Below are 18,576 nucleotides of genomic sequence, written 5' to 3'. Positions count from 1 at the left end.
CGTGAACCTGGATCACCTCGACTGGCACACGAGTACCTTCAGCGGTGAGAACGGTGCCAGCTGCGTCGAAGTTGCGCCGACGCCCGCCGGCGTCGCCGTCCGCGACACCAAGGACCGCACCCGCGCCCCCCACCTGCACTCCGCCACCGCTTGGCGGGACTTCCTCACCGCCCTCCGAAAAGGGGAGTTCGACCACTCATGACTTCGCGCGTGCCCGAGGACGTCGTCTGGATGCGCAGCAGCACCAGCGCCGGTGACGACGCCGTCGAGATCGCCCGGCTGCCCGACGGCGGGGCGGCGCTGCGCCGCGCCAACGACCCGGACTGCGAGCCGCACGTGTACACGGCCGCCGAGTGGGACGCGTTCGTGAAGGGCGTGGACGCGGGCGAGTTCGACCTCCCCGAATAGTGGGGGTGCGCCTCCTCTCCGGGGCCGCCGCGCTGGTGCTCGCCGCGCAGGCCCTGGTGTTCGCGCTGTGGCCCGACGCGCACGCGCTGCTGATCGACCTGCAGGTCTACCGGGCGGGCGGGGAGCACGTGCTCGCCGGTGGCCCGCTGTACGCGGGCGGGGTGCTGCTGGACCTGCCGTTCGTCTACCCGCCGTTCGCCGCTGTGCTGTTCGCGCCGCTCGCGCTGCTGCCGCTCGACCTGCTCAAGGCGGTGTGGACGGGCGCGGGGATCGCGCTGCTCGCCTTCGTCGTGCACCGGTGTGCGCCCCGCGCGGGGTGGCCGGTGGTCGTGCTGGTCGCGGTGGTCGCGACGGCGCTCGACCCGGTGCGCACCACCCTGTACCTCGGGCAGATCAACATCGTGCTGCTCGCCCTCGTGGTCGGTGACCTGCTCGGGAGGCCGGGGAGCCGGCTGCGCGGGGTGGGGGTCGGCCTCGCCGCGGCCGTGAAGCTGACGCCGCTGCTGTTCGTCGTGTACCTGGCGGCCACCCGGCGGTGGCGGGCGGCGGCCACGGCGCTCGCCACGTTCGCGGCGGCGGCCGGCCTCGGCTTCCTGCTCGCGCCCGCCGACTCGGTGACGTTCTGGCTCGACGGCACGTTCCTCGCGGCCGACCGGATCTCCGACGTCGCAGGCCCCAGCAACCACTCCCTGAACGGCCTGCTCGCCCGCCTCGGCGCCGAGGGACTGCCCTGGCTCGCTGCTGCCGCCGTGCTCGGGGCGGGCACGATCGCGCTGGCCGTGCGGGCGCACCGCTCGGGGGAGGAGCTGCTCGCGGTGACGCTGTGCGGGCTCGCCTCGGCGGCGCTGGCCCCGTTCGCGTGGTCGCACCACTACGTGTGGGCCATCCCCCTCGCTGTGCTGCTCGGCACCCGCGTCCTGGTGGGCGACCGCTTGGCCGCGGCAGGCCTCGCCGGTGTACTCGCGACGACCGTCGCGGTGGTGACGGCGCTGCCCGGCCCGCAGGTCGGCCCGATCCCGGCCACCGGTCTGATCTCGTTCTGGCCGGACGCCTACCTGCTGCTCTTCCTGGCGGCGCTGGCCGTCGCGGCCCGCTCCCACACCGATCGCGGAGCCGGCACACCAACTGCAGCGGGTGTCACCTTCGCAACAAGGCAGTGCAGCTGCGCTACCCGCGCAAACGCCCCGGTTCGCTCGGCGAGCGCGGGAGGGCCGTCGGTCGAACCGCCCACCCTCGATACGTCCAGGGCGTGGTGGGTGTCACGCTCTGTGCCGACCGCGATGTAGCTTCCGCGGTCGAGAGCATGGCGTGATCAAGAGGCAGCGCGCGGGCCGGATCCAAGAGCTGAACCTGGCGAGTCCGCCAGCAGCCCGGTCAGGGTGCGGCCACGTACTTGCGTGCTGTCCACGTGCGCAAGGCAGCATCCGTGCAGCCCGCCGGTGTGGGAAGGTGTCGCGGCCTCAGCACCTCATCGGCGGAGTTGCCGCGTTCGATCTCGGCGGGGTTGCCGTCGACGTGGTCGTCCGTCGATCGAGCGTCTCCTCGTCGGACGGGGTGACCGGATCCGCGTCGGGTTCGGGCCGGATCCGCAGCTGCCCGTCCCGCGTCCGGCTCTCCGGTCTCTCCCTCGGCCTTCCCCTCGCAGGGGACGGCTGACGGATGCCGGTGACTCGGCGGAGCGACCCTGTTCAGGGCCTCCTCGATCCGCCCCAATCCGAGTGAAGCTGCGATCAGGAACAGTGGCACCAGCAATCCGGTCACGAGTAACTCTGTGATCACGGCCCTCTCCCCCGCGGTGCGAGTTCGGCAGCCGTGATCGTTACCGCTCGGAGGGGGCCGTTCCTCATCCGAGACGGATGAGCTCGTGCTTCGAGCTCGCCCGGGAGAGCTCAGGGACACCCGCGTGCGCCGAACACCGCCCTGCGCAAGGCGGGCATCGAGGTCACCAACATCGAGGGTGGCTTTTCCGCGGTGCGGCGGGCGCGCGAATGGGTCGGCGGCTCGCATCGCATGACGTGCCCGATCGAACGCGATGCCGCGTTCTGACCCCCGGGGCTTCCATGGCGTTCAACCTGAGCGGCCGCAGCTTCCTCAAAGAGATCGACTTCGAGCCGGCCGAGCTCCGATACCTCCTCCGTCTCGCGGAGGCGCTCAAGCTGGCGAATTACGCGGGCAACGAGGTGGAACGGCTCGGCGGCAAGGAGATCGCGCTCATCTTCGAGAAGACGTCCACCCGCACCGCTCCGCCTTAGAGGTCGCTGCGTACGACCAGGGCGCTCATGTGACCTACCGGGGAGCGGACGGCCGTGGCTGCACCCGGTGGCGCCGCGTCCCGGTCGAGCAGCACAAGCACTCGGGCCAGGACCTACTGCCCGGCGTCCGCTTCCTCAGCCATTTCGGCCTCGACGACCATGATCGCGAAGCCGAGGGCCCGGAGGATGTTGCCGGCCGCCGCCACGATCCTGGGCGTGCCGACAACCGGGGCAATCCCAATCATCACTGCCTGAATGTCATCAGCGGTGACGCCGCTGTCGGCGGCGGCACCGGCGTTGGCCACATAGGAGGCGGGCGGTGCGTCCACCGCGATCAGGGTGGCGATCCTGGCGAGCATCAGCTCACGCGGTGGGAGAGCGCAGCGCTGAACTGAGATGGTGGTGAGGTCGACGAGTGTGTCGAGGACGGGTGTCTCGGCGGCGGTCACGGAAGCCCCAATCTGCTCGGTTCGCGCCTTTTCAGTCGCGCTTGGCACTGTCCGAACAGTCCAGCGCTGCTCCGACCGCCGGTCATCACCTCGGGCGGGTGAGCTCCGCCGAACTGCAGAGCACGACCTGGTCGAGCGCTGGCGCCGCCCACCACCCGGCATGCCGATCTGGGCTGCGGCGGCAAGGGCGAAGCGTGAACGTCACGAACAGCACGCGTTGGGGCGGCAGCGGCAGCGGGCAGCGGCTGCCGATCGAGGGCCATGCGGTATCGGAGCCTGGGACGGGCAGCGGGGGCCGGGGTCACCCGCGGTTGGCAAGATCCGGCTCGCCCGCATGGGGTGGTGCCGCAGGGGCCCGCCGACCGACAGTTCCGACGTATTGCAGGGTGGTCGAGGGAGCTGAGATGACGGCGTTGACGGTGGAAGTTCGATTCGGCCGATGGCGCGCGCAGCGCTCTCGACCTGCTGCAGCGGCAGCAGAAGAAGGAGCTGATCCAGATCGTCGACGCGGCGATTGTTACATCGCCGCAGGGGAGCCGGAAGCCCAAGACCGAGCAGCTGCGCAGCCTGGCCGGTGTAGGGGCGCTGGGCGGGAGCTTCTGGGGGCCTGCTGTTCGGTCTGCTGTTCTTCGTTCCGCTGCTGGGGATGGCGGTCGGCGCCGGGATGGGGAGCACTGGCCGGTTCGTTAGCTGACGTCGGAATCGATGACGACTTCATCCGCACGGTGCGCGGGGAGGTACAGGAGGGCACGTCGGCGCTGTTCGTGATGTCGGGCATTGTGCCCGATCGGGTGCTGGGCAACTTCCGCGGAACGGGGGCTCATTTGGTATCGAGCAACCTGATCGCTACGGCGAAGACCGTGTAGCCGTTCATCCACGCGTGCTTGGGACTCCTCCGGCTCCTCGTTGACGGGGATGGGATCTCCGCACTCATGTACGCCTCCTTCGAGGAGAGGGGTTCATCGGCGACATCGTTCAACTGCTTAATAGCCCCGTCACGAGGCCTCCTCGGCAGGAGCCGGGCCCCACTCGGCGCCTGCCGTCGTCCGGAACGCGGTGATCGCGGCGTCGAGCGTGGGGTAGAAGTGCGCCGGGTCGATCGTCGCGGTCAGCTCGTACTGGTCGATCTTGCGCCGCACCGGGTCCTTCATCTCGGCGAAGACGATGTCGACGCCCTTCTTGTTGAGCTCGAGGTCGAGGTCGAGGTCGCGGAGCATGTCCGCCGCGGTCGTGTCCACGTCGGTGATCGGCTCGGCGGCGACGATGATCCATGCGGGTCGCGGCTGCGACTCCGCGAGCGCGAGGATCTGTTCCCGGAACGTCCGCGCGTTCGCGAAGAAGACCGGAGCGTCGAACCGGTATATCGGACACCCGGGAAGACGCTCGGCGTGCGGGTAGCTCCGCACGTCGTGGTACCCCGGGATCCCCGGCACCCGGCCGAGGACGGTCTGGTACGGCCACCATGCTCTGCGGAATACGTTGCCGATTGACAGCGCGACCGCCACCGCGATGCCGGGGAGCACGCCGAGCCACACGACGCCGACGAAGGCGGCGATCGACAGCGAGAACTCGGTCCGGCGCAGTCGGTAGAGCCGCACCGTGCCAGGGATGTCGGCGAGCGAGAGCGATGCGGCGATCACCACCGCGGCCAGGGTCGGCTGCGGGAGGTTGCGGAGCAGACCGGGGGCCAGCAGCAGGATCAACGAGATCGCGCCTGCGCCCACGAGGCCGGTGACCTGCGTCCTCGCTCCGGCCTGTTCGGCAACGGCGGTGCGGGAGCCACTTGTGCTCACCGGAAATCCCTGGAACAGCCCCGCTGCGACGTTGGCCGCGCCGATGCCGATCATCTCCTTGTTGCCGTCGACGCGCTGGCCGGTGCGGGCGGCGAACGCCGTGGCCGTGGAGATGGTGTCGGCGAGCGAGACGACGGTGATGCCCAACGCGCCGGCCAGCAGGAGTGGAACGTCGGACAGGGTGATGTAGGGGATCGTGAGCGGGGGGAAGCCCTGGGGTAGGGGGCCGACGAGGTCGACGCCGCGGTCGCCCAGCCCGAGGACGGCGGCCGCGCCGATCGACAGCACGACGACGACGAGGACGGCCGGGATCTTCGGCAGCACCCGCTGCAGCGCCAGGATCACGACCAGGCCGCCCAGGCCGATGGCCAGGGCCGCGGGCACCGTCGCGCCGCCCGCCACCTCCGCCGCGAATCCGATGAGCTCGGCGAACAACCCGCTCGCGTCCACCGAGAAGCCGAAGAGCTTCGGGAGCTGGCCGACCAGGATCGTCAGCGCCAGCCCGTTCATGTAGCCGATCATCGTCGGCTTCGAGATCAGGTCGGCGATGAAGCCCAGCTTGCCGATCCCCGCGAGCAGGGCCATCGCCCCGGTCATGAGTGCGAGCGCCGACCCGAGCGCGACGGCGCGCCGAGGGTCCCCGTCCGCCGCGACCAGCGGGAGGACCGTGGCGGCGATCATCGGTCCGAGCGAGGAGTCCGGGCCGAGCACGAGGATCCGCGACGGGCCGAAGAACGCGTACCCCAGCAGGCAGAGGATCGAGGTGTACAGGCCGGTGATCGCGGGCAGCCCGGCGAGCTCGGCGTAGGCCATGCCCTGCGGCACCAGCAGCGCGGTCAGGACGAGGCCGGCGACGAGGTCGCGGGGCAGCGACTTCGCCGGGTAGGAGCCCAGCAGAGCCACACCGGGGACGAGCGAGGCCCTCATGGCACGCGTCCTGCGCTGGTCATGGCGCGTTGGGCCGAACAGGGTCCGCCTTCCGTTGCGACCCCGGGGCGATGAGCTTGCCGGGCTCCCAGAAGAACAGCAGCCCCACGGCGGGCACGACCGCCCGCAGGAACTGCACCGCGTTGACATCGACCCTGTCGAGGCCGGGCTCGACATGGTCGATCTCGCCCGCGTACTTCAGCGGACGCCGAGGGCACCCCCCGTCGTTCGCGAAGTGCACCATCCTTTTCGGGTGTACGCGCAGCGGCTCGACGAGCTCCGCGTTCCGTTCGCGCCCTCTTGTCGGTCATGGTCTGCCAACCGTTCCTCCGAGGGCGATCGTGCGGGCTTCCGCGGGCGGCAGCCTCATCCCCAGGAGGTGAGCGCGGCGTCGCCGCGTCTTGGGTCCGCCGCCAAGGGCTATGTCCCTCGCACCAAAGGAGCCGTTGACCGCGCTGCGCATCCACCCTCGCCGCCGAGGACCTCCATGCGCCACAACCCGACGCCCGCGGGAGCGGGCCGCAGGTATCCGGTTCACGACCGACTGGGCGAGGTGGCGGTCGACCCAGGACGCACGGCATCCGCCCGGTCGGCTCAGTAGGTGCGCCGCAGTCGCATATCAAGGGGGCGACCGTCCGGGTCGAGAAAGGACCGGTAGATCGGGGCGGTGAGCCAGCGATGCCGGGCGGGCAGCTTGCCTTCCTTACCGATGGGGTGGCTGCGCAGTCGGCCGGCAGGTCGGGGTCCGTGGCATCCGCCGTCATGCCACGCGTCGAGCTCGGCGGCGCTCTTGCGGACGGTTTCCGCGGCCCCAGTGGGGTCGAGCAGATCATCGTCCTCGTCGAGGTCGAGGTGTTCGCGCATCAGCGTGAGACGTAGTTCACGCGCGAACCGGCGGGCTCCGTCCCCGAGCCCACCGGGATCGGTCGGGGCGCGCGGGTCACGTTCGGTGTCCAACACCGCGACGGTCAGCTCGGAGTCGTGCGTCCAGGACCTCGTGTTGAAGTTGTCGCTACCGACCGCTGCCCAGACATCGTCGACGACGCACAGCTTCGAATGAACGTAAACGGGTAAGCCCTGCAGGTTCTCGACATCGAGCACCTGGACCCGGTCCCCGCCCGCCTCCCGCACCATGGCCAGGGCTTCGGCGTGTCCCAACATCGCCGCCTCGTTGTAGAACTGGTTCTCGTTGTCCGGCCGCCGAGGCACCACGGCGATCACACGGAGTCGTGACGACCGCTGGAGGGCGGCGGCGAAGATGCGGGCGACGTCGAACGACCACAGGTACTGGTCCTCGATATAGATCAGTTGCTCCGCCCGGCCGAGCGCCTTGGTGTAGGCCAGGGCGATGCTGCGTTCCCCTGACGGGGCATACGGGTAGCGGGGTCGTCGGCGCGGGTAGGTCCGCAGCAGCTGGACCGAGCACGTACCGGTGGCCGGGGGGGCGGGTGACGCCGGCGGGAGCGGAGAGGCGGTGCGGGGAAGGCCGTGGATCCGGTCGGGTACCACGTGCCAGGGCAGCCGCGACACCGCTGCCGGGTTCTGCCACCGCTCGCGGAAGGTCTCCTCCGCCTCCCGCACCACCGGACCCTGCAGCTCCAGTTGTACGTCGTGATAGGCGGGGTTGGGTCCGTACACGGGATCGGCTCCCACGCTCTGCCGATCGCCACGGTGATCGGCGTCGTCGCGGCTGCCGTGGTCGAGGTCGATGCCGCCGACGAACGCCACATCGTCCCGGGGACGGCCGGGATGGCGGACGATGACCATCTTCTGGTGGTGGCAGCCGAACGGGAGCACCCGCTGGTCCAGCAGCACCTCACCACCCGCCTTGCCCACGGCCAGGGCGAGCATCCGGTTCGGACCCACCTGCGAACCCACCGCGCCCGTGTGGGCGTGCCAGAGCAGCCCACGCACCCTCGCCCCACGACCCGCCGCCCCGGAAAGCGCCTCGACGACCGTCGGCCCGCCGTCGGCGAGGAGCTCATCGGCATCCCCTCGCCACCCCACGAACTGGACCGAATCGCCGTCGCCCGCCGCGGCCAGCACTCTCGCCAGGGCGTCGTAGTACACATGTCCGTGCACCAGTGGGCGCACTGCGTTGCCCTCGGTCCATGCCCTGAGGCGGGTGGCCGCATTGCCGCGCTCGAACTCCGAGAGGAACCAGTCCGCGACCGATCCCTCCCGGGGTTGCCCGATCCCGAGAGCGGCTCGCACCAACGGCAGTAGCTCCTCGCCGTTCGGTGCCCCGACCAGGGCCGCACCGACAATCTCGTCGGCCCGGGAGGACAGATTGATCTTCGAGCGACCTACGTCGAACACCTGCCGCAACGCGATCACCGCAAGACGGTCCCGGCGGCGGCACGCGAAATCGACGAATACCTGCGGGTCGTGCCCCCCATCATCCCCGAGGAGCACCCATCGCACGTTCGGCATCCGGTCCGCGAGGTGTTCGATGCCAGCAAGCTTGCGCGCCCTGCTGCCCCCGACGACCCATCGCGGCGCGAAGTTGCGGCCCATCGTCAGCAGCGTGCCCGAAGGATAGCCATCACGTCTGAGCAGGGACGTGATCGGCCGAGCCAGCACGCTCGGAAAGGCCGTCAAGTAGAACACCGGCGCGCTGCCCAGATCAGCTGAAAGTGCGCGGATGAGACGGGGCATGGCCAGCATCGAACGGCGATCTCGGAGACTGGTCGTGCGCAGGGCTCGAAGCCGCCCCAGCAGACGACGGAGCGACCCCCACCGGAGCACACCATCCACATCGAAAATCACGCCATGAGCATCGCCGCTCGACATCATCGAACTCCAGCTGTAACCCGGTTGAACCGTCGTGTGTGGAGGAGGCGCTGATTCAGCCAGGAAATTGCTGAGGCGGTGATCTGCAGGGGTGCCTCAGTCCCGTCCTTCCGCGGATCGCCGTTCGGCCGTGGACTTGTGGGCGAGTTGGGTCTGGTTTCGACCTCGACGACGCGAACCTGGTCAGCAGCCACGACAGCACCGCAGCATCGCCGTGTACCGCGCGAGGCCGCTCATCCGGCTCTCCGGCAGAAGCTGGCCCACGCCGACTTGCGCTGTTCCGTCGGTGACCGGAACGGGTTCCCGGTACTCATGTGCTGCTCCTCATTTGAGTGCGTCGGTCACGCTTCGCGGATCGTCACCGCCTCGCCAACCCCGCGCATCGCCCGTCTCGGGTGACCACCGATCCCCCGGCCTACGTCGTCGAGCAGTTGCCCCTCAAGCGGGTCGTACCTGCTCGTGGTGGCCTCGCAACCCCTCCGCTCGTTCAGGGTCTGCCGGCAGGTTTCGACGAGTTCGCCCGCAAGGGGGGATACGCAGTCGCCTGCGTCTGAGGATGGTTGTGCAATGGCCGAGCCCCAGACGGTCCGCGTAAGAGACGGGGTGCGTCGGCCGAGACGGGGCGCCGGCGGCGGGGGGTGGGGGAGCGGGCGGTTGGCGGCCGCGCTGACGCACCCCTTCTCCGCCCAGGTACCCCCTGTCCGCTGACGCCACGGATCGACGGGTCGCGTCAGCGGAGGCGGGATGCGCCGTCCGAATCGGCGTGCGCGGGCGCGTTCTGGCGAATGGGATCGGGCGGCGGGCGGAACGACGAAGGCCCCGCCGGGCGACCGGCGGGGCCTTCTCGTGGTGATCGGGACCTTACTGCTGGCCGATCGCCTCACGCTCTTCCGTGCGGGTGGCGACCTCGGGGGGCTGGTGCCCGTTGCGGGCCGCGGCCTCCCGCTCGGCCTCCTCGTGCCGGGCCCGCTCCAGGGCCACGGTCTGGTCGGCCGGGTCCGGCGTGAGCAGCGAGCCGGGGACCGGTGCGCCGCCCATGCCGAGCTGGTTCATCCGCTTGGGCACCGGGGCGCCCTGGTACTCCAGCGGGATCGCGTGGCCGTGGTCGTCGACACCGCCCAGCGGCTGGTGCACCTCGATGAACTCACCGTGGGGCAGTCGCTTGATGATGCCGGTCTCGATGCCGTGCTCGAGCACCGCCCGGTCGGAGCGCTGCAGGCCGATGCAGATCCGATAGGTCACCCAGTAGGCGATCGGCGGGACCACCAGCACCCCGATGCGGCCCGCCCACGTGGTGGCGTTGAGCGAGACGTCGAAGAAGTAGGCGATCAGGTCGTTGCTTCCCGACAGGACGAGCACCGTGTAGAAGGAGATGCCCATGACGCCCAGCGACGTGCGGACCGGCACGTCCCGCGGGCGCTGCAGCAGGTTGTGCAGGGCGTTGTCCTTGGTGAACTTCCGCTCGATCCACGGGTACGCCCCGGCGATCGTGTAGAGGATCGGGAGGAATGCCGGGCTCGCCCAGAACGCGGGCGGGACGTTGTAGTCCCCGAGGTAGATGTCCCACGGCGGGAAGATCCGCAGCATGCCCTCGGTGAAGAGGACGTACCAGTCGGGCTGGGACCCGGCGGAGACGTGGGCCGCGTTGTAGGGCCCGAAGTTCCAGATCGGGTTGATCTGCAGCAGTCCGCCCATGATCCCGAGGACGCCGACCGTGACGGCGAAGAACGCGCCGCCCTTGGCCGCGAACGCCGGAAGGATCCGCACGCCCACGACGTTGCCCTCCGTGCGGCCCGGGCCGGGGAACTGGGTGTGCTTCTGGTACCAGACCAGCCCGACGTGCACCGCGATCAGCGCGAGCAGGATGCCCGGGATGAGCAGCACGTGCACGATGTAGAGCCGCGGGATGATCTCGGTACCGGGGAACTCACCACCGAAGATCGCCCAGTGGCTCCACGTGCCGACCACCGGGACGGCCAGCATGAACCCGGACGCGATCCGCAGGCCCGTGCCGGACAGCAGGTCGTCGGGGATCGAGTAGCCGGTGAACCCGGCGAAGAAGCCGAGGAACAGCAGCAGCACGCCGATCACCCAGTTGGCCTCGCGCGGCTTGCGGAAGGCGCCGGTGAAGTACGTGCGGAACATGTGCACGACCATCGCGGCCATGAACAGCAGCGCCGCCCAGTGGTGCACCTGGCGGACGAACAGCCCGCCGCGGACCTCGAAGGAGATCTGCAGGGTGCTCTCGTACGCCCGCGACATGTGGATGCCGCGCAGGTTCTCGAACGTGCCGTTGTAGGTGACCTCCTCCATGGAGGGGTCGAAGAAGAGTGCGAGGTAGGTGCCCGACAGCAGCAGCACGATGAAGCTGTAGAGCGCGACCTCACCGAGCATGAACGACCAGTGGGTCGGGAAGACCTTGTTGAACTGCTTCCGCAGGCCAGCGGCCGGGTGGTAGCGCTGGTCGAGCTCGTCGAGGGCGCCGATCACCTTGGCGTTGGCTCCCGAGCCCGTCGGAGTGGTGAGGGCGCTCACGGGTTGTACCTCCGCTCCCAGAAGGCCGGGCCGACGGGCTCGGCGAAGTCGCTCGCGGCCACGAGGTATCCCTCGTCGTTCACTGTAATAGGAAGCTGGGCGAGCGGCCTGGTGGCCGGACCGAACACGGGCCTGGCGTACTCCGTGGCCAGGAACTGCGACTGGTGGCACGGGCAGAGGATCCGGTTGGTCTGCGACTCGTACAGCGAGGTGGGGCAGCCCAGGTGGCTGCAGATCTTGGAGAAGGCGTAGTAGTCGCCGTAGTTGAAGTTCTCCTGGCCGTTGCGGTGCACGACGCGCTCGTCGGGCCGCAGGCGGATCAGCATGACCGGGGCGTCCGAGGCCCGAAGGCTGCGGATCAGGGCTTCCTCGTTGTCCCGGTCGGACTCCCGGAACGGGAACACCGTCTCCATGGAGCCGGGCGCCTGGTCCTCGGGGCGGACGAGCGAGATCTCGTGCGGGTCGCCCGTGTCGCGGCGCAGGTAGACGGTCTCGCCGTTGACCGGCTTCCACGGGGTGACCCACAGCGCGGCGTTGTCGCCGCCCTTCCACGGGTCGCGCACCAGCGGCGCGACGGCCGCGACGCCCAGCCCGAGGCCGAGCACACCCGCCGCCCCGCCGGCGGCCCGGACGATCAGCTTGCGCCGGGCGATGTCGGTGTCCTTGCCCGCCTTGACCAGCTGCGCGGTGACGGTGAGCCGGGCGACGTCGTCGGAGGCGCCGTCGTGGCGCTGCTGGACCGACACCTCGTCCGGGAAGAACTTCTTGATGTAGGAGATCACGCCGATCCCGATCGCGAGGACCGAGAGCCCGAACGTGCCGCCGACGACCGGCGTGTAGAGCGTGTACGTCAGGTAGCCGGGCTCACCGGGCGCCACGTACTCGAACGGCCACGCCACGAACGCGACGAGGAACGCCAGCCCGGACAGCGCGGAGATGGCGAACCACATCGCCACGGCCCGTTCGGCGCGCTTCTCGGCGCGCGTGCCCGGGATCGGCCACTTGCGCTGGTTGTGGACGACGTCGACGTCGTCGAGGTCACCGGCGAGCCGCGCGCGCTGGTCGAGGGTCATGTCCTCGACCTCGGCCGGCGTGGGCGTGGGTGGCTTCGGGTTCTCCGTGCCGAGTGCGGGTGGATGCTGGCTCGAGGTGGTCATGACTTGGCTCCCAGCCACATTGCGAACCCGACCATGGCGGCGATGCCGACGATGAAGGCGACGAGGCCTTCGGACACCGGTCCGATCCCGCCGAGGGGGTCGCCGCCCGGGTTGTTGTTCCCGTTCGTCACCGACTTGACGTAGGCGATGATGTCTTCCTTCTCCTCCGGCGAGAGCTGCCGGTCGGAGAACTTCGGCATGTTCTGCGGTCCCGTGAGCATCGCCGTGTAGATGTCCAGCTCGGTGGCCGGGTCCAGCGACGGCGCGAACTTCCCGGACGACAGCGCCCCACCGCGTCCGGTGAAGTTGTGGCAGGACGCGCAGTTGAGGCGGAACAGCTCGCCGCCGCGCGCCGGGTCCTCGCCGCGAAGGGCGTGACCCTCGACGTTCGGCCGCGTGGGCCCGCCACCGTTGGCCTGGATGAACGCGCCCAGGGCGTCGATGTTGCGCGCGCCCTCCTCGGTGTTCGGGTCGAACTGGGCGGGCGGCGGCTTGCGCTGCGCCTGCGCCTCCTGGCGGGCCAGCGGCATGCGCCCGGTCGCGACCTGGAAGTAGACGGCCGCGTCACCGACGCCGATGAGGCTCGGACCGCGGTCCTGCACGCCCTGCAGGTTGGAGCCGTGACAGCTGACGCAGGTGTTGTTGTAGAGCTGCTCGCCCTGCGCGATCAGCGCGGCGTCGCCCTCCTGCGCCGTTGCCACCTGCGGCTGCGGGGCGAAGGCGGTGTACAGGCCACCCGCGGTGAGCAGGCCGATCCCCAGCGCCAGCGCGCCCGCCACGCGGCGGCGGAACCGGCTGCGCGGCCCACGGGGCTTCCTCGAAGGGGGTGTGGTGGTCATCGTCGGCGTCGTCCAGCCCTAACGGTCGGGTATCAGCGGATGAAGTAGATGACGGCGAACAGCCCGATCCACACGACGTCCACGAAGTGCCAGTAGTAGGACACGACGATCGCGGCGGTGGCCTGCTGCGGGGTGAACTTGCTGAGCTTCGTGCGGATCAGCAGGTAGACGAAAGCGATCAGCCCGCCGGTGACGTGCAGGCCGTGGAAGCCGGTGGCCAGGTAGAACACCGTGCCGTAGGCGCTCGACGCGAGCGTGGTGCCCTCGTGCACCAGCTGCACGTACTCGTAGGCCTGACCGAGCACGAACGCCGTGCCCATCGCGAGCGTCAGCAGGTACCAGCGGCGCAGCCCGTACACATCGCCGCGCTCGGCCGCGAACACCCCGAACTGGCAGGTGAACGAGGACGCGACGAGGATGATCGTCACGACCAGCGCGTAAGGCACGTTGAGGTGCGTCGGAGCGGGCGGCCACGTCGCGTCCGGCGGGTTCTGCGCCCGAGCCGTGAAGTAGATCGCGAACAGCCCGGCGAAGAACATCAGCTCGCTGGACAGCCACACGATGGTGCCGACGCTGACCAGGTTGGGGCGGTTCAGCGAGTGGATGCGCGCGCTGATGGTGGGAGCCGCAGTCGTCACCGGGGCAGTATGAACCATCTTCTACAGGCTGTCGTCTTTACCCCCGGGCAGGCGGGAGGGGGCGGACGAGCACGTCGCACTACAGTTCCCGAGTGTGAGCAGCCCCGTCGCGCACGAGACCCTGACCGTGCTGGTGTTCAGCCACCGCCCCGAGGTCCGGGAGGCCATCATCTCGGCCATCGGCCGGCGCCCGGCGCCCGACCTCCCCCGCGTCCGCTTCCACGAGGCGAGCGGGATCGCGGAGGTGCTGCAGGGAGCCGACGCCGGCGAGTTCGATCTCGCGATCCTCGACGGCGAGGCCCAGCCCACCGGCGGCATGGGCATCTCCCGTCAGCTGAAGAACGAGATCGACGACTGCCCGCCGATCATCGTCACGGTGCGCAGGCGTGACGACCGCTGGCTCGCCACGTGGTCCCAGGCCGACGCGGTGCTCGTGCACCCGCTCGACCCGCTCACCGCCGCCGAGACGGTGGCCGACGTGCTGCGGGGCTCGGCGCCGCTCCCGGCGCGCAGCGCAGCGCCCATCGGCACAGGCCGTGGCTGAGAGTGTCCTCAGCTGGCCGAGCCTGCTCGGCCGGCTGATCCGCGGCGAGCACCTCGGCGCCACCGACACCGCGTGGGTGATGGACCGGGTGCTCTCGGCCGAGGCCACCCCCGCCCAGCTCGCCGGGTTCCTGGTCGCGCTGCGGGCCAAGGGGGAGACGGCCGCCGAGATCGCCGGGCTCGCCGAGGCGATGCTGCGCCACGCCCGGCGGGTCACGGTGGCCGGTCCGGCCGTGGACGTCGTCGGCACCGGTGGCGACCAGGCGCACACCGTCAACATCTCCACCATGAGCGCGGTCGTCGTTGCGGCCGCGGGGGCGCCGGTCGTCAAGCACGGCAACCGGGCCGCGTCGTCGTCCAGCGGGGCGGCCGACGTGCTCGAGGCGCTCGGCGTCGCGATCGACCTGCCGCCCGATGGCGTCGCGGCGTGCGTGGCGGAGGTCGGCATCGGGTTCTGCTTCGCCCCGGTGTTCCACCCGGCGATGCGGCACGCGGCCGCACCGCGTCGCGAGCTCGGCGTGCCCACCGCGATGAACGTGCTCGGCCCGCTCACCAACCCGGCCCAGCCGCCCGCCGCGCTCGTCGGGTGCGCCGACCGGCGGCTCGCGCCCGTGATCGCCGAGGTGCTCGCCGGACGCGGGGGGTCGGCGCTCGTGGTCCGCGGCGACGACGGCCTCGACGAGCTCACCACCACGACCACCAGCACGGTCTGGGTCGTCGCCGGAGGGCAGGTGCGGCAGGAGAGCATCGACCCGGCCGCGCTCGGCCTAGCCCCCGCCACCCGGGAGGCGCTGCGTGGCGGCAGCCCGGCGGAGAACGCCGATGTCTTCCGCGCGCTGGTCGGCGGGCGCACCGGCGCCGTGCGCGACGCGGTGCTGCTCAACGCCGCCGGCGCGCTGGTCGCGTTCGACGGACCGCCCGCGCAGCTGGCGGACGCCTTCCCCGCGGCCCTCGACCGCGCCGCCGCCGCCATCGACTCCGGCGCGGCCGAACGGCTGCTGACCCGCTGGGTCGAGGTCTCCACCGCCCACAAGCCGTAGGACGGTCCCCAGGAACCCGCGAGTCGCGGTCAGTCCAGGCCGACGGAGAAGGTGGCCTCGGTGTCGGCGCGGGAGTACGAGCGGAAGGCGATGTGGGTGTCGGTGCGCCGCACGCCCTCGATCTTGCTGAGCCGCCCGGCGATCACGTCGGCGAGCTGGTCGTGCTCGGCGACCTTGACAACGGCGATCAGGTCGACGTCGCCCGCGCAGGAGTAGACCTCGGACACCCCGTCGAGGTCGGCGATGGTCTGCGCCGTCTCGGGGATGCGGTCGGCGGCGGTGTGCACCAGGACGATCGCGGTGATCACGACGGCTCCCTCGGGTCTCGGACTGAAGGCGACACTAGCGCCCCCGACCGGAAGTCCTGCACGTACCTCGACGGCCCAGCTTCCCGCTGGGCGCACCGGCGAACCGGCCGAGTACGCCCGGTACGAGGCCGGCTCGGCGGCACACCCAGCGGAAACCTGGATCCGCCGATCCACACACAGCACTTCCGGTCGGGGGCGCTGGTCGTTCCGGCCGCGCCCGTAGCCTGACACCCCGAGGGGTGATCCATCGTGGCCATCGGCGCGAGTCTGCGGGCATGGCGCGAACGTGCGCTGTTGACCCAGGAGCAGCTGGCCGAGCGATCCGGCATCAGCGTCCGGTCGATCCGGCGGCTGGAGGCGGGTGGTGCGGCCCGGCCGCGGAGCTCGTCGCTCGAGCTGCTCGCGGCCGCGTTGGGCCTGACCGAGGCGGAACGGGCCGCACTGATCGGCGCGGCGCGGGACACGGGCGCGATCGGAACGAGGAACGTGCCGGAGCGGTCCGGCGCGTTCCCGTCGCGGCCCCCGGGTGCGGTGCCGCGGCAGCTCCCGGCGCCCCCTCCGGCGTTCACCGGCCGGGCGGCGGAGTCGGCGGACCTGGAGCGGATCCCCGACATGTCGACGGTGGTGATCACGTCGATCGACGGGATGGCCGGTATCGGGAAGACGGCGCTCGCGGTGCACGCCGCGCACCGGATGGCCGGCCACTTCCCGGACGGTCAGCTGTTCCTGGACCTGCACGGCTACACCGAGGGCGTGGCGCCGGTCGAGCCCGCTGACGCGCTGGACCGGATGCTGCGGGCCATCGGGGTGCCGGGCGATCAGATCCCGGGCGACCTGGACGACCGTGCCGCGTTGTACCGCAGCCGGATGGCCGGTCGGAAGGTCCTGGTCCTGCTGGACAACGCGGCGAGCGAGGCGCAGGTGGCGCCGTTGCTCCCCGGGACGCCGGGCTGCCTTGTGGTGGTGACCAGTCGCCGCAGGCTGGTCGGCCTGGACCAGACCCGGGTCGTGTCGCTGGACGTGCTCCCGCTGCCCGACGCCGTCGCCCTGTTCGTCAACGCGGCCGGGGACGGCCGTACGGCCGGGGAGTCCGCCGAGGCGCTGGCGGAGGTCGTCGAGCTGTGCGGGCGGCTCCCGCTCGCGGTGCGGATCGCCGCGGCCCGGCTGCGCGCGCGTCCGGCGTGGTCCGTCGAGAACCTCGTGGAGCGGCTGCGCGACCGGCGGCATCGTCTGGTCGAGCTCGAGGCGGGCTCGCGCAGTGTGGCGGCCGCGCTGGAGTCGTCCTGCCGGGACCTCGATCCGCAGCTGCGCCGCGCCTACCGGTTGCTGGCGCTGCACCCCGGCGGCGAGCTCGACCGGTACGCCGCCGCAGCCCTCCTCGACGCCGACCTGAGCGACACCGGCCGGCTGATCGAGCAGCTCGTCGACGCACACCTGCTGCAGGAGCCGTCGCCGGGCCGCTTCGGGTTCCACGACCTCGTGCGTGACCACGCGCGGGCGGCGGCGATCCGCGACGAGGCCGAGCCCGACCGCCGAGCGGCGATCGCCCGGTTGCTCGACCATCACCGGTACGCCGCGTCGGCGGCGATGGACGTCGCCTACCCGCACGAACGGAGCAGACGGCCCGGGAAACCGCGAGCGCGCACGCCGGTACCGGCCTTCCCCGACCCGGTCCGTGCGGGGGCCTGGGTCGAAGGCGAGCTGTCGAACCTGGTCGCCGCCGCGCAGCACGCCGCCGAGCACGGTTGGCCAGAGCACGTCTCGCACGTGGGCGCCACCCTGCACCGCTACCTGTACGACCGGGGGCGCGGGGCCGAAGCCGCGACGCTCCACCAGCACGCGCTGGCCGCGGCCCGGGCCGCCGGTGACGGCCACGGGGAGGCCGACGCGCTGGTCCTGCTCGGCAAGGTGCACTGGTGGTTCCACAGCAGGCTGGAGCAAGCGGGCGAGCTCTTCGAACTCGCGGCGGCCACCGCCCACGCCGTCGGCCACCACCTCGGGGAGGTGAGGGCGTTGACGTCCCTCGGCGCGGTCCGCAGCCTGCAGGGCGCCCACGCGCGTGCCGCCGATCACTTCGCGGCCGCACTGGCGCGCGTCCGCCACGTCTCGGATCACGACGCCGAGCTGGACGCGCTGTGCTTCCTCGGGTGGCACCACCTCCGGTGCGGCGAGCCTGCGGTGGACGAGTTCGAGCAGTGCGTCGCCCTCGCTCGCGCCCACAGCGACCGGAACGGCGAATGGTTGGCGCTCCACGGCCTCGGTTACGCGCATCGGACCGATGGCCGGTTCGAACGGGCCATCGAGTGCTTCGAACAGGCGTTGCACATCTGCCGGGCCGTCCGCGACCAGCGCGGCACCCTCGGCTGCTTGATCGGCTTGGCGTGTGCCCACCGCGACGAGGGCCATGTCGCGCCGGCCGCCTCCTACTACGAGCAGGCCATCGACCTCGCCCGCGAGGTCGGCAACCCGAGCTGGGAGTACGAAGCCGTGTACGGCCTCGGCCGGCTCGCCTGCGTGGCCGGCCGGGCCGAGCGGGCGCTGGTCCTGTTCCACCAGGCGCTCGACCTCGCGACGACACTCGGCAGGCCCGTGGCCGATGTCCGCGCCCACGACGGCCTCGCCCACGCCCACCACCTGCTGAACGAGCGTGATCACGCCCGCAGGCATTGGCAGCGCGCCCTGGACATCCTGACGGATCTCGGCCTGACGACCATCGGCACGGACATCAGCTACGGCGATCGGATCACCACCACGGCGATCCGCTCCCACCTCCGCGATCTCTAGCGCTCCGCCGAGGCAGGTTCAGCACGCAACTCGGCGGCCCAGGCGTCCGCAGGCCGCGTTGCCGACCGGGCCGAGTACGCCCGGCTGCTTTGCACGATCAGGTCGACCCC

The 18,576-nt window shown here is 71.0% G+C and carries 16 protein-coding genes and 1 pseudogene; 8 read left to right on the top strand and 9 right to left on the bottom strand.

All coding sequences use genetic code 11. The features are described from left to right. Position 1 precedes the first annotated feature (1 nt). From FHX44_RS00255 to FHX44_RS00240, 4 genes are all read left to right on the top strand, one after another. Complete coding sequence (locus FHX44_RS00255) at positions 2-202, top strand: DUF397 domain-containing protein (RefSeq protein WP_147253585.1); 201 nt, start codon at positions 2-4, stop codon at positions 200-202. Continuing rightward, positions 199-408 carry a DUF397 domain-containing protein gene (locus FHX44_RS00250; protein WP_147253584.1) on the top strand — a complete coding sequence of 70 codons (210 nt, stop codon included), beginning with the start codon at positions 199-201 and terminating at the stop codon, positions 406-408. Before FHX44_RS00255 ends, FHX44_RS00250 begins: the two co-directional genes overlap by 4 nt. Before the next feature lie 5 nt (positions 409-413). Beyond that, positions 414-1,694: a glycosyltransferase 87 family protein gene (locus tag FHX44_RS00245; RefSeq protein ID WP_170308703.1), complete on the top strand. Its 1,281-nt coding sequence runs from the start codon at positions 414-416 to the stop codon at positions 1,692-1,694. 774 nt (positions 1,695-2,468) lie between these two features. Beyond that, a complete protein-coding gene (locus FHX44_RS00240) occupies positions 2,469-2,660 on the top strand; it encodes a hypothetical protein (protein ID WP_425469098.1) in 192 nt (63 codons plus the stop codon). Between the two features lie 113 nt (positions 2,661-2,773). Here the strand turns inward: FHX44_RS00240 and FHX44_RS00235 are convergent, their stop codons facing one another. Beyond that, positions 2,774-3,109, bottom strand: coding sequence for a carboxymuconolactone decarboxylase family protein (locus FHX44_RS00235; protein WP_246170888.1), 336 nt, complete (start codon positions 3,107-3,109; stop codon positions 2,774-2,776). Between the two features lie 462 nt (positions 3,110-3,571). On the opposite strand from FHX44_RS00235, the pseudogene FHX44_RS00230 reads away from it, so the two are divergent. Then, positions 3,572-3,975, top strand: a pseudogene (locus FHX44_RS00230) (DUF1269 domain-containing protein). Between the two features lie 129 nt (positions 3,976-4,104). On the opposite strand, the gene FHX44_RS00225 reads toward FHX44_RS00230, so the two are convergent. From FHX44_RS00225 to ctaE, 7 genes are all read right to left on the bottom strand, one after another. Beyond that, complete coding sequence (locus FHX44_RS00225; RefSeq protein WP_147253582.1) at positions 4,105-5,829, bottom strand: SulP family inorganic anion transporter; 1,725 nt, start codon at positions 5,827-5,829, stop codon at positions 4,105-4,107. Positions 5,830-5,848: 19 nt separating this feature from the next. After that, a complete protein-coding gene (locus FHX44_RS00220; protein WP_147253581.1) occupies positions 5,849-6,073 on the bottom strand; it encodes a hypothetical protein in 225 nt (74 codons plus the stop codon). 350 nt (positions 6,074-6,423) lie between these two features. Further along, positions 6,424-8,622 (bottom strand): phosphatase domain-containing protein, encoded by a 2,199-nt coding sequence (locus FHX44_RS00215; RefSeq protein WP_342793505.1) that lies wholly within the window; start codon positions 8,620-8,622, stop codon positions 6,424-6,426. A gap of 861 nt (positions 8,623-9,483) precedes the next feature. Continuing rightward, positions 9,484-11,157: a cytochrome bc1 complex cytochrome b subunit gene (gene qcrB / locus FHX44_RS42605; RefSeq protein WP_147253579.1), complete on the bottom strand. Its 1,674-nt coding sequence runs from the start codon at positions 11,155-11,157 to the stop codon at positions 9,484-9,486. Continuing rightward, positions 11,154-12,314 (bottom strand): cytochrome bc1 complex Rieske iron-sulfur subunit, encoded by a 1,161-nt coding sequence (gene qcrA / locus FHX44_RS00205; RefSeq protein ID WP_147253578.1) that lies wholly within the window; start codon positions 12,312-12,314, stop codon positions 11,154-11,156. The genes qcrB and qcrA overlap by 4 nt, the downstream gene beginning before the upstream one ends. Beyond that, entirely contained in the window at positions 12,311-13,153 is an 843-nt protein-coding gene (gene qcrC, locus FHX44_RS00200) for a cytochrome bc1 complex diheme cytochrome c subunit (RefSeq protein WP_147253577.1), read from the bottom strand. Before qcrC ends, qcrA begins: the two co-directional genes overlap by 4 nt. A 32-nt stretch (positions 13,154-13,185) precedes the next feature. Then, positions 13,186-13,809 carry an aa3-type cytochrome oxidase subunit III gene (ctaE, locus tag FHX44_RS00195; RefSeq protein ID WP_147253576.1) on the bottom strand — a complete coding sequence of 208 codons (624 nt, stop codon included), beginning with the start codon at positions 13,807-13,809 and terminating at the stop codon, positions 13,186-13,188. A gap of 76 nt (positions 13,810-13,885) precedes the next feature. Here ctaE and FHX44_RS00190 point away from each other — a divergent pair, with 76 nt between their 5' ends. Together FHX44_RS00190 and trpD are read left to right on the top strand one after the other, a co-directional pair. Beyond that, a complete protein-coding gene (locus FHX44_RS00190) occupies positions 13,886-14,335 on the top strand; it encodes a response regulator transcription factor (protein WP_147253575.1) in 450 nt (149 codons plus the stop codon). Then, positions 14,328-15,374 (top strand): anthranilate phosphoribosyltransferase, encoded by a 1,047-nt coding sequence (gene trpD / locus FHX44_RS00185; protein WP_147253574.1) that lies wholly within the window; start codon positions 14,328-14,330, stop codon positions 15,372-15,374. Before FHX44_RS00190 ends, trpD begins: the two co-directional genes overlap by 8 nt. Positions 15,375-15,403: 29 nt before the next feature. Here the strand turns inward: trpD and FHX44_RS00180 are convergent, their stop codons facing one another. Further along, positions 15,404-15,682, bottom strand: a complete 279-nt coding sequence (locus tag FHX44_RS00180; protein ID WP_147253573.1) for an Lrp/AsnC family transcriptional regulator — start codon at positions 15,680-15,682, stop codon at positions 15,404-15,406. A 249-nt stretch (positions 15,683-15,931) separates the two neighbouring features. Here FHX44_RS00180 and FHX44_RS00175 point away from each other — a divergent pair, with 249 nt between their 5' ends. Next, positions 15,932-18,466 (top strand): ATP-binding protein, encoded by a 2,535-nt coding sequence (locus FHX44_RS00175; RefSeq protein ID WP_170308701.1) that lies wholly within the window; start codon positions 15,932-15,934, stop codon positions 18,464-18,466. Positions 18,467-18,576: the final 110 nt, after the last annotated feature.

This window comes from Pseudonocardia hierapolitana (assembly GCF_007994075.1).
Classification (GTDB): domain Bacteria; phylum Actinomycetota; class Actinomycetes; order Mycobacteriales; family Pseudonocardiaceae; genus Pseudonocardia; species Pseudonocardia hierapolitana.
Note: the sequence above shows the minus strand (reverse complement) of the source record. Positions and strands in the feature narration are given on the sequence as shown.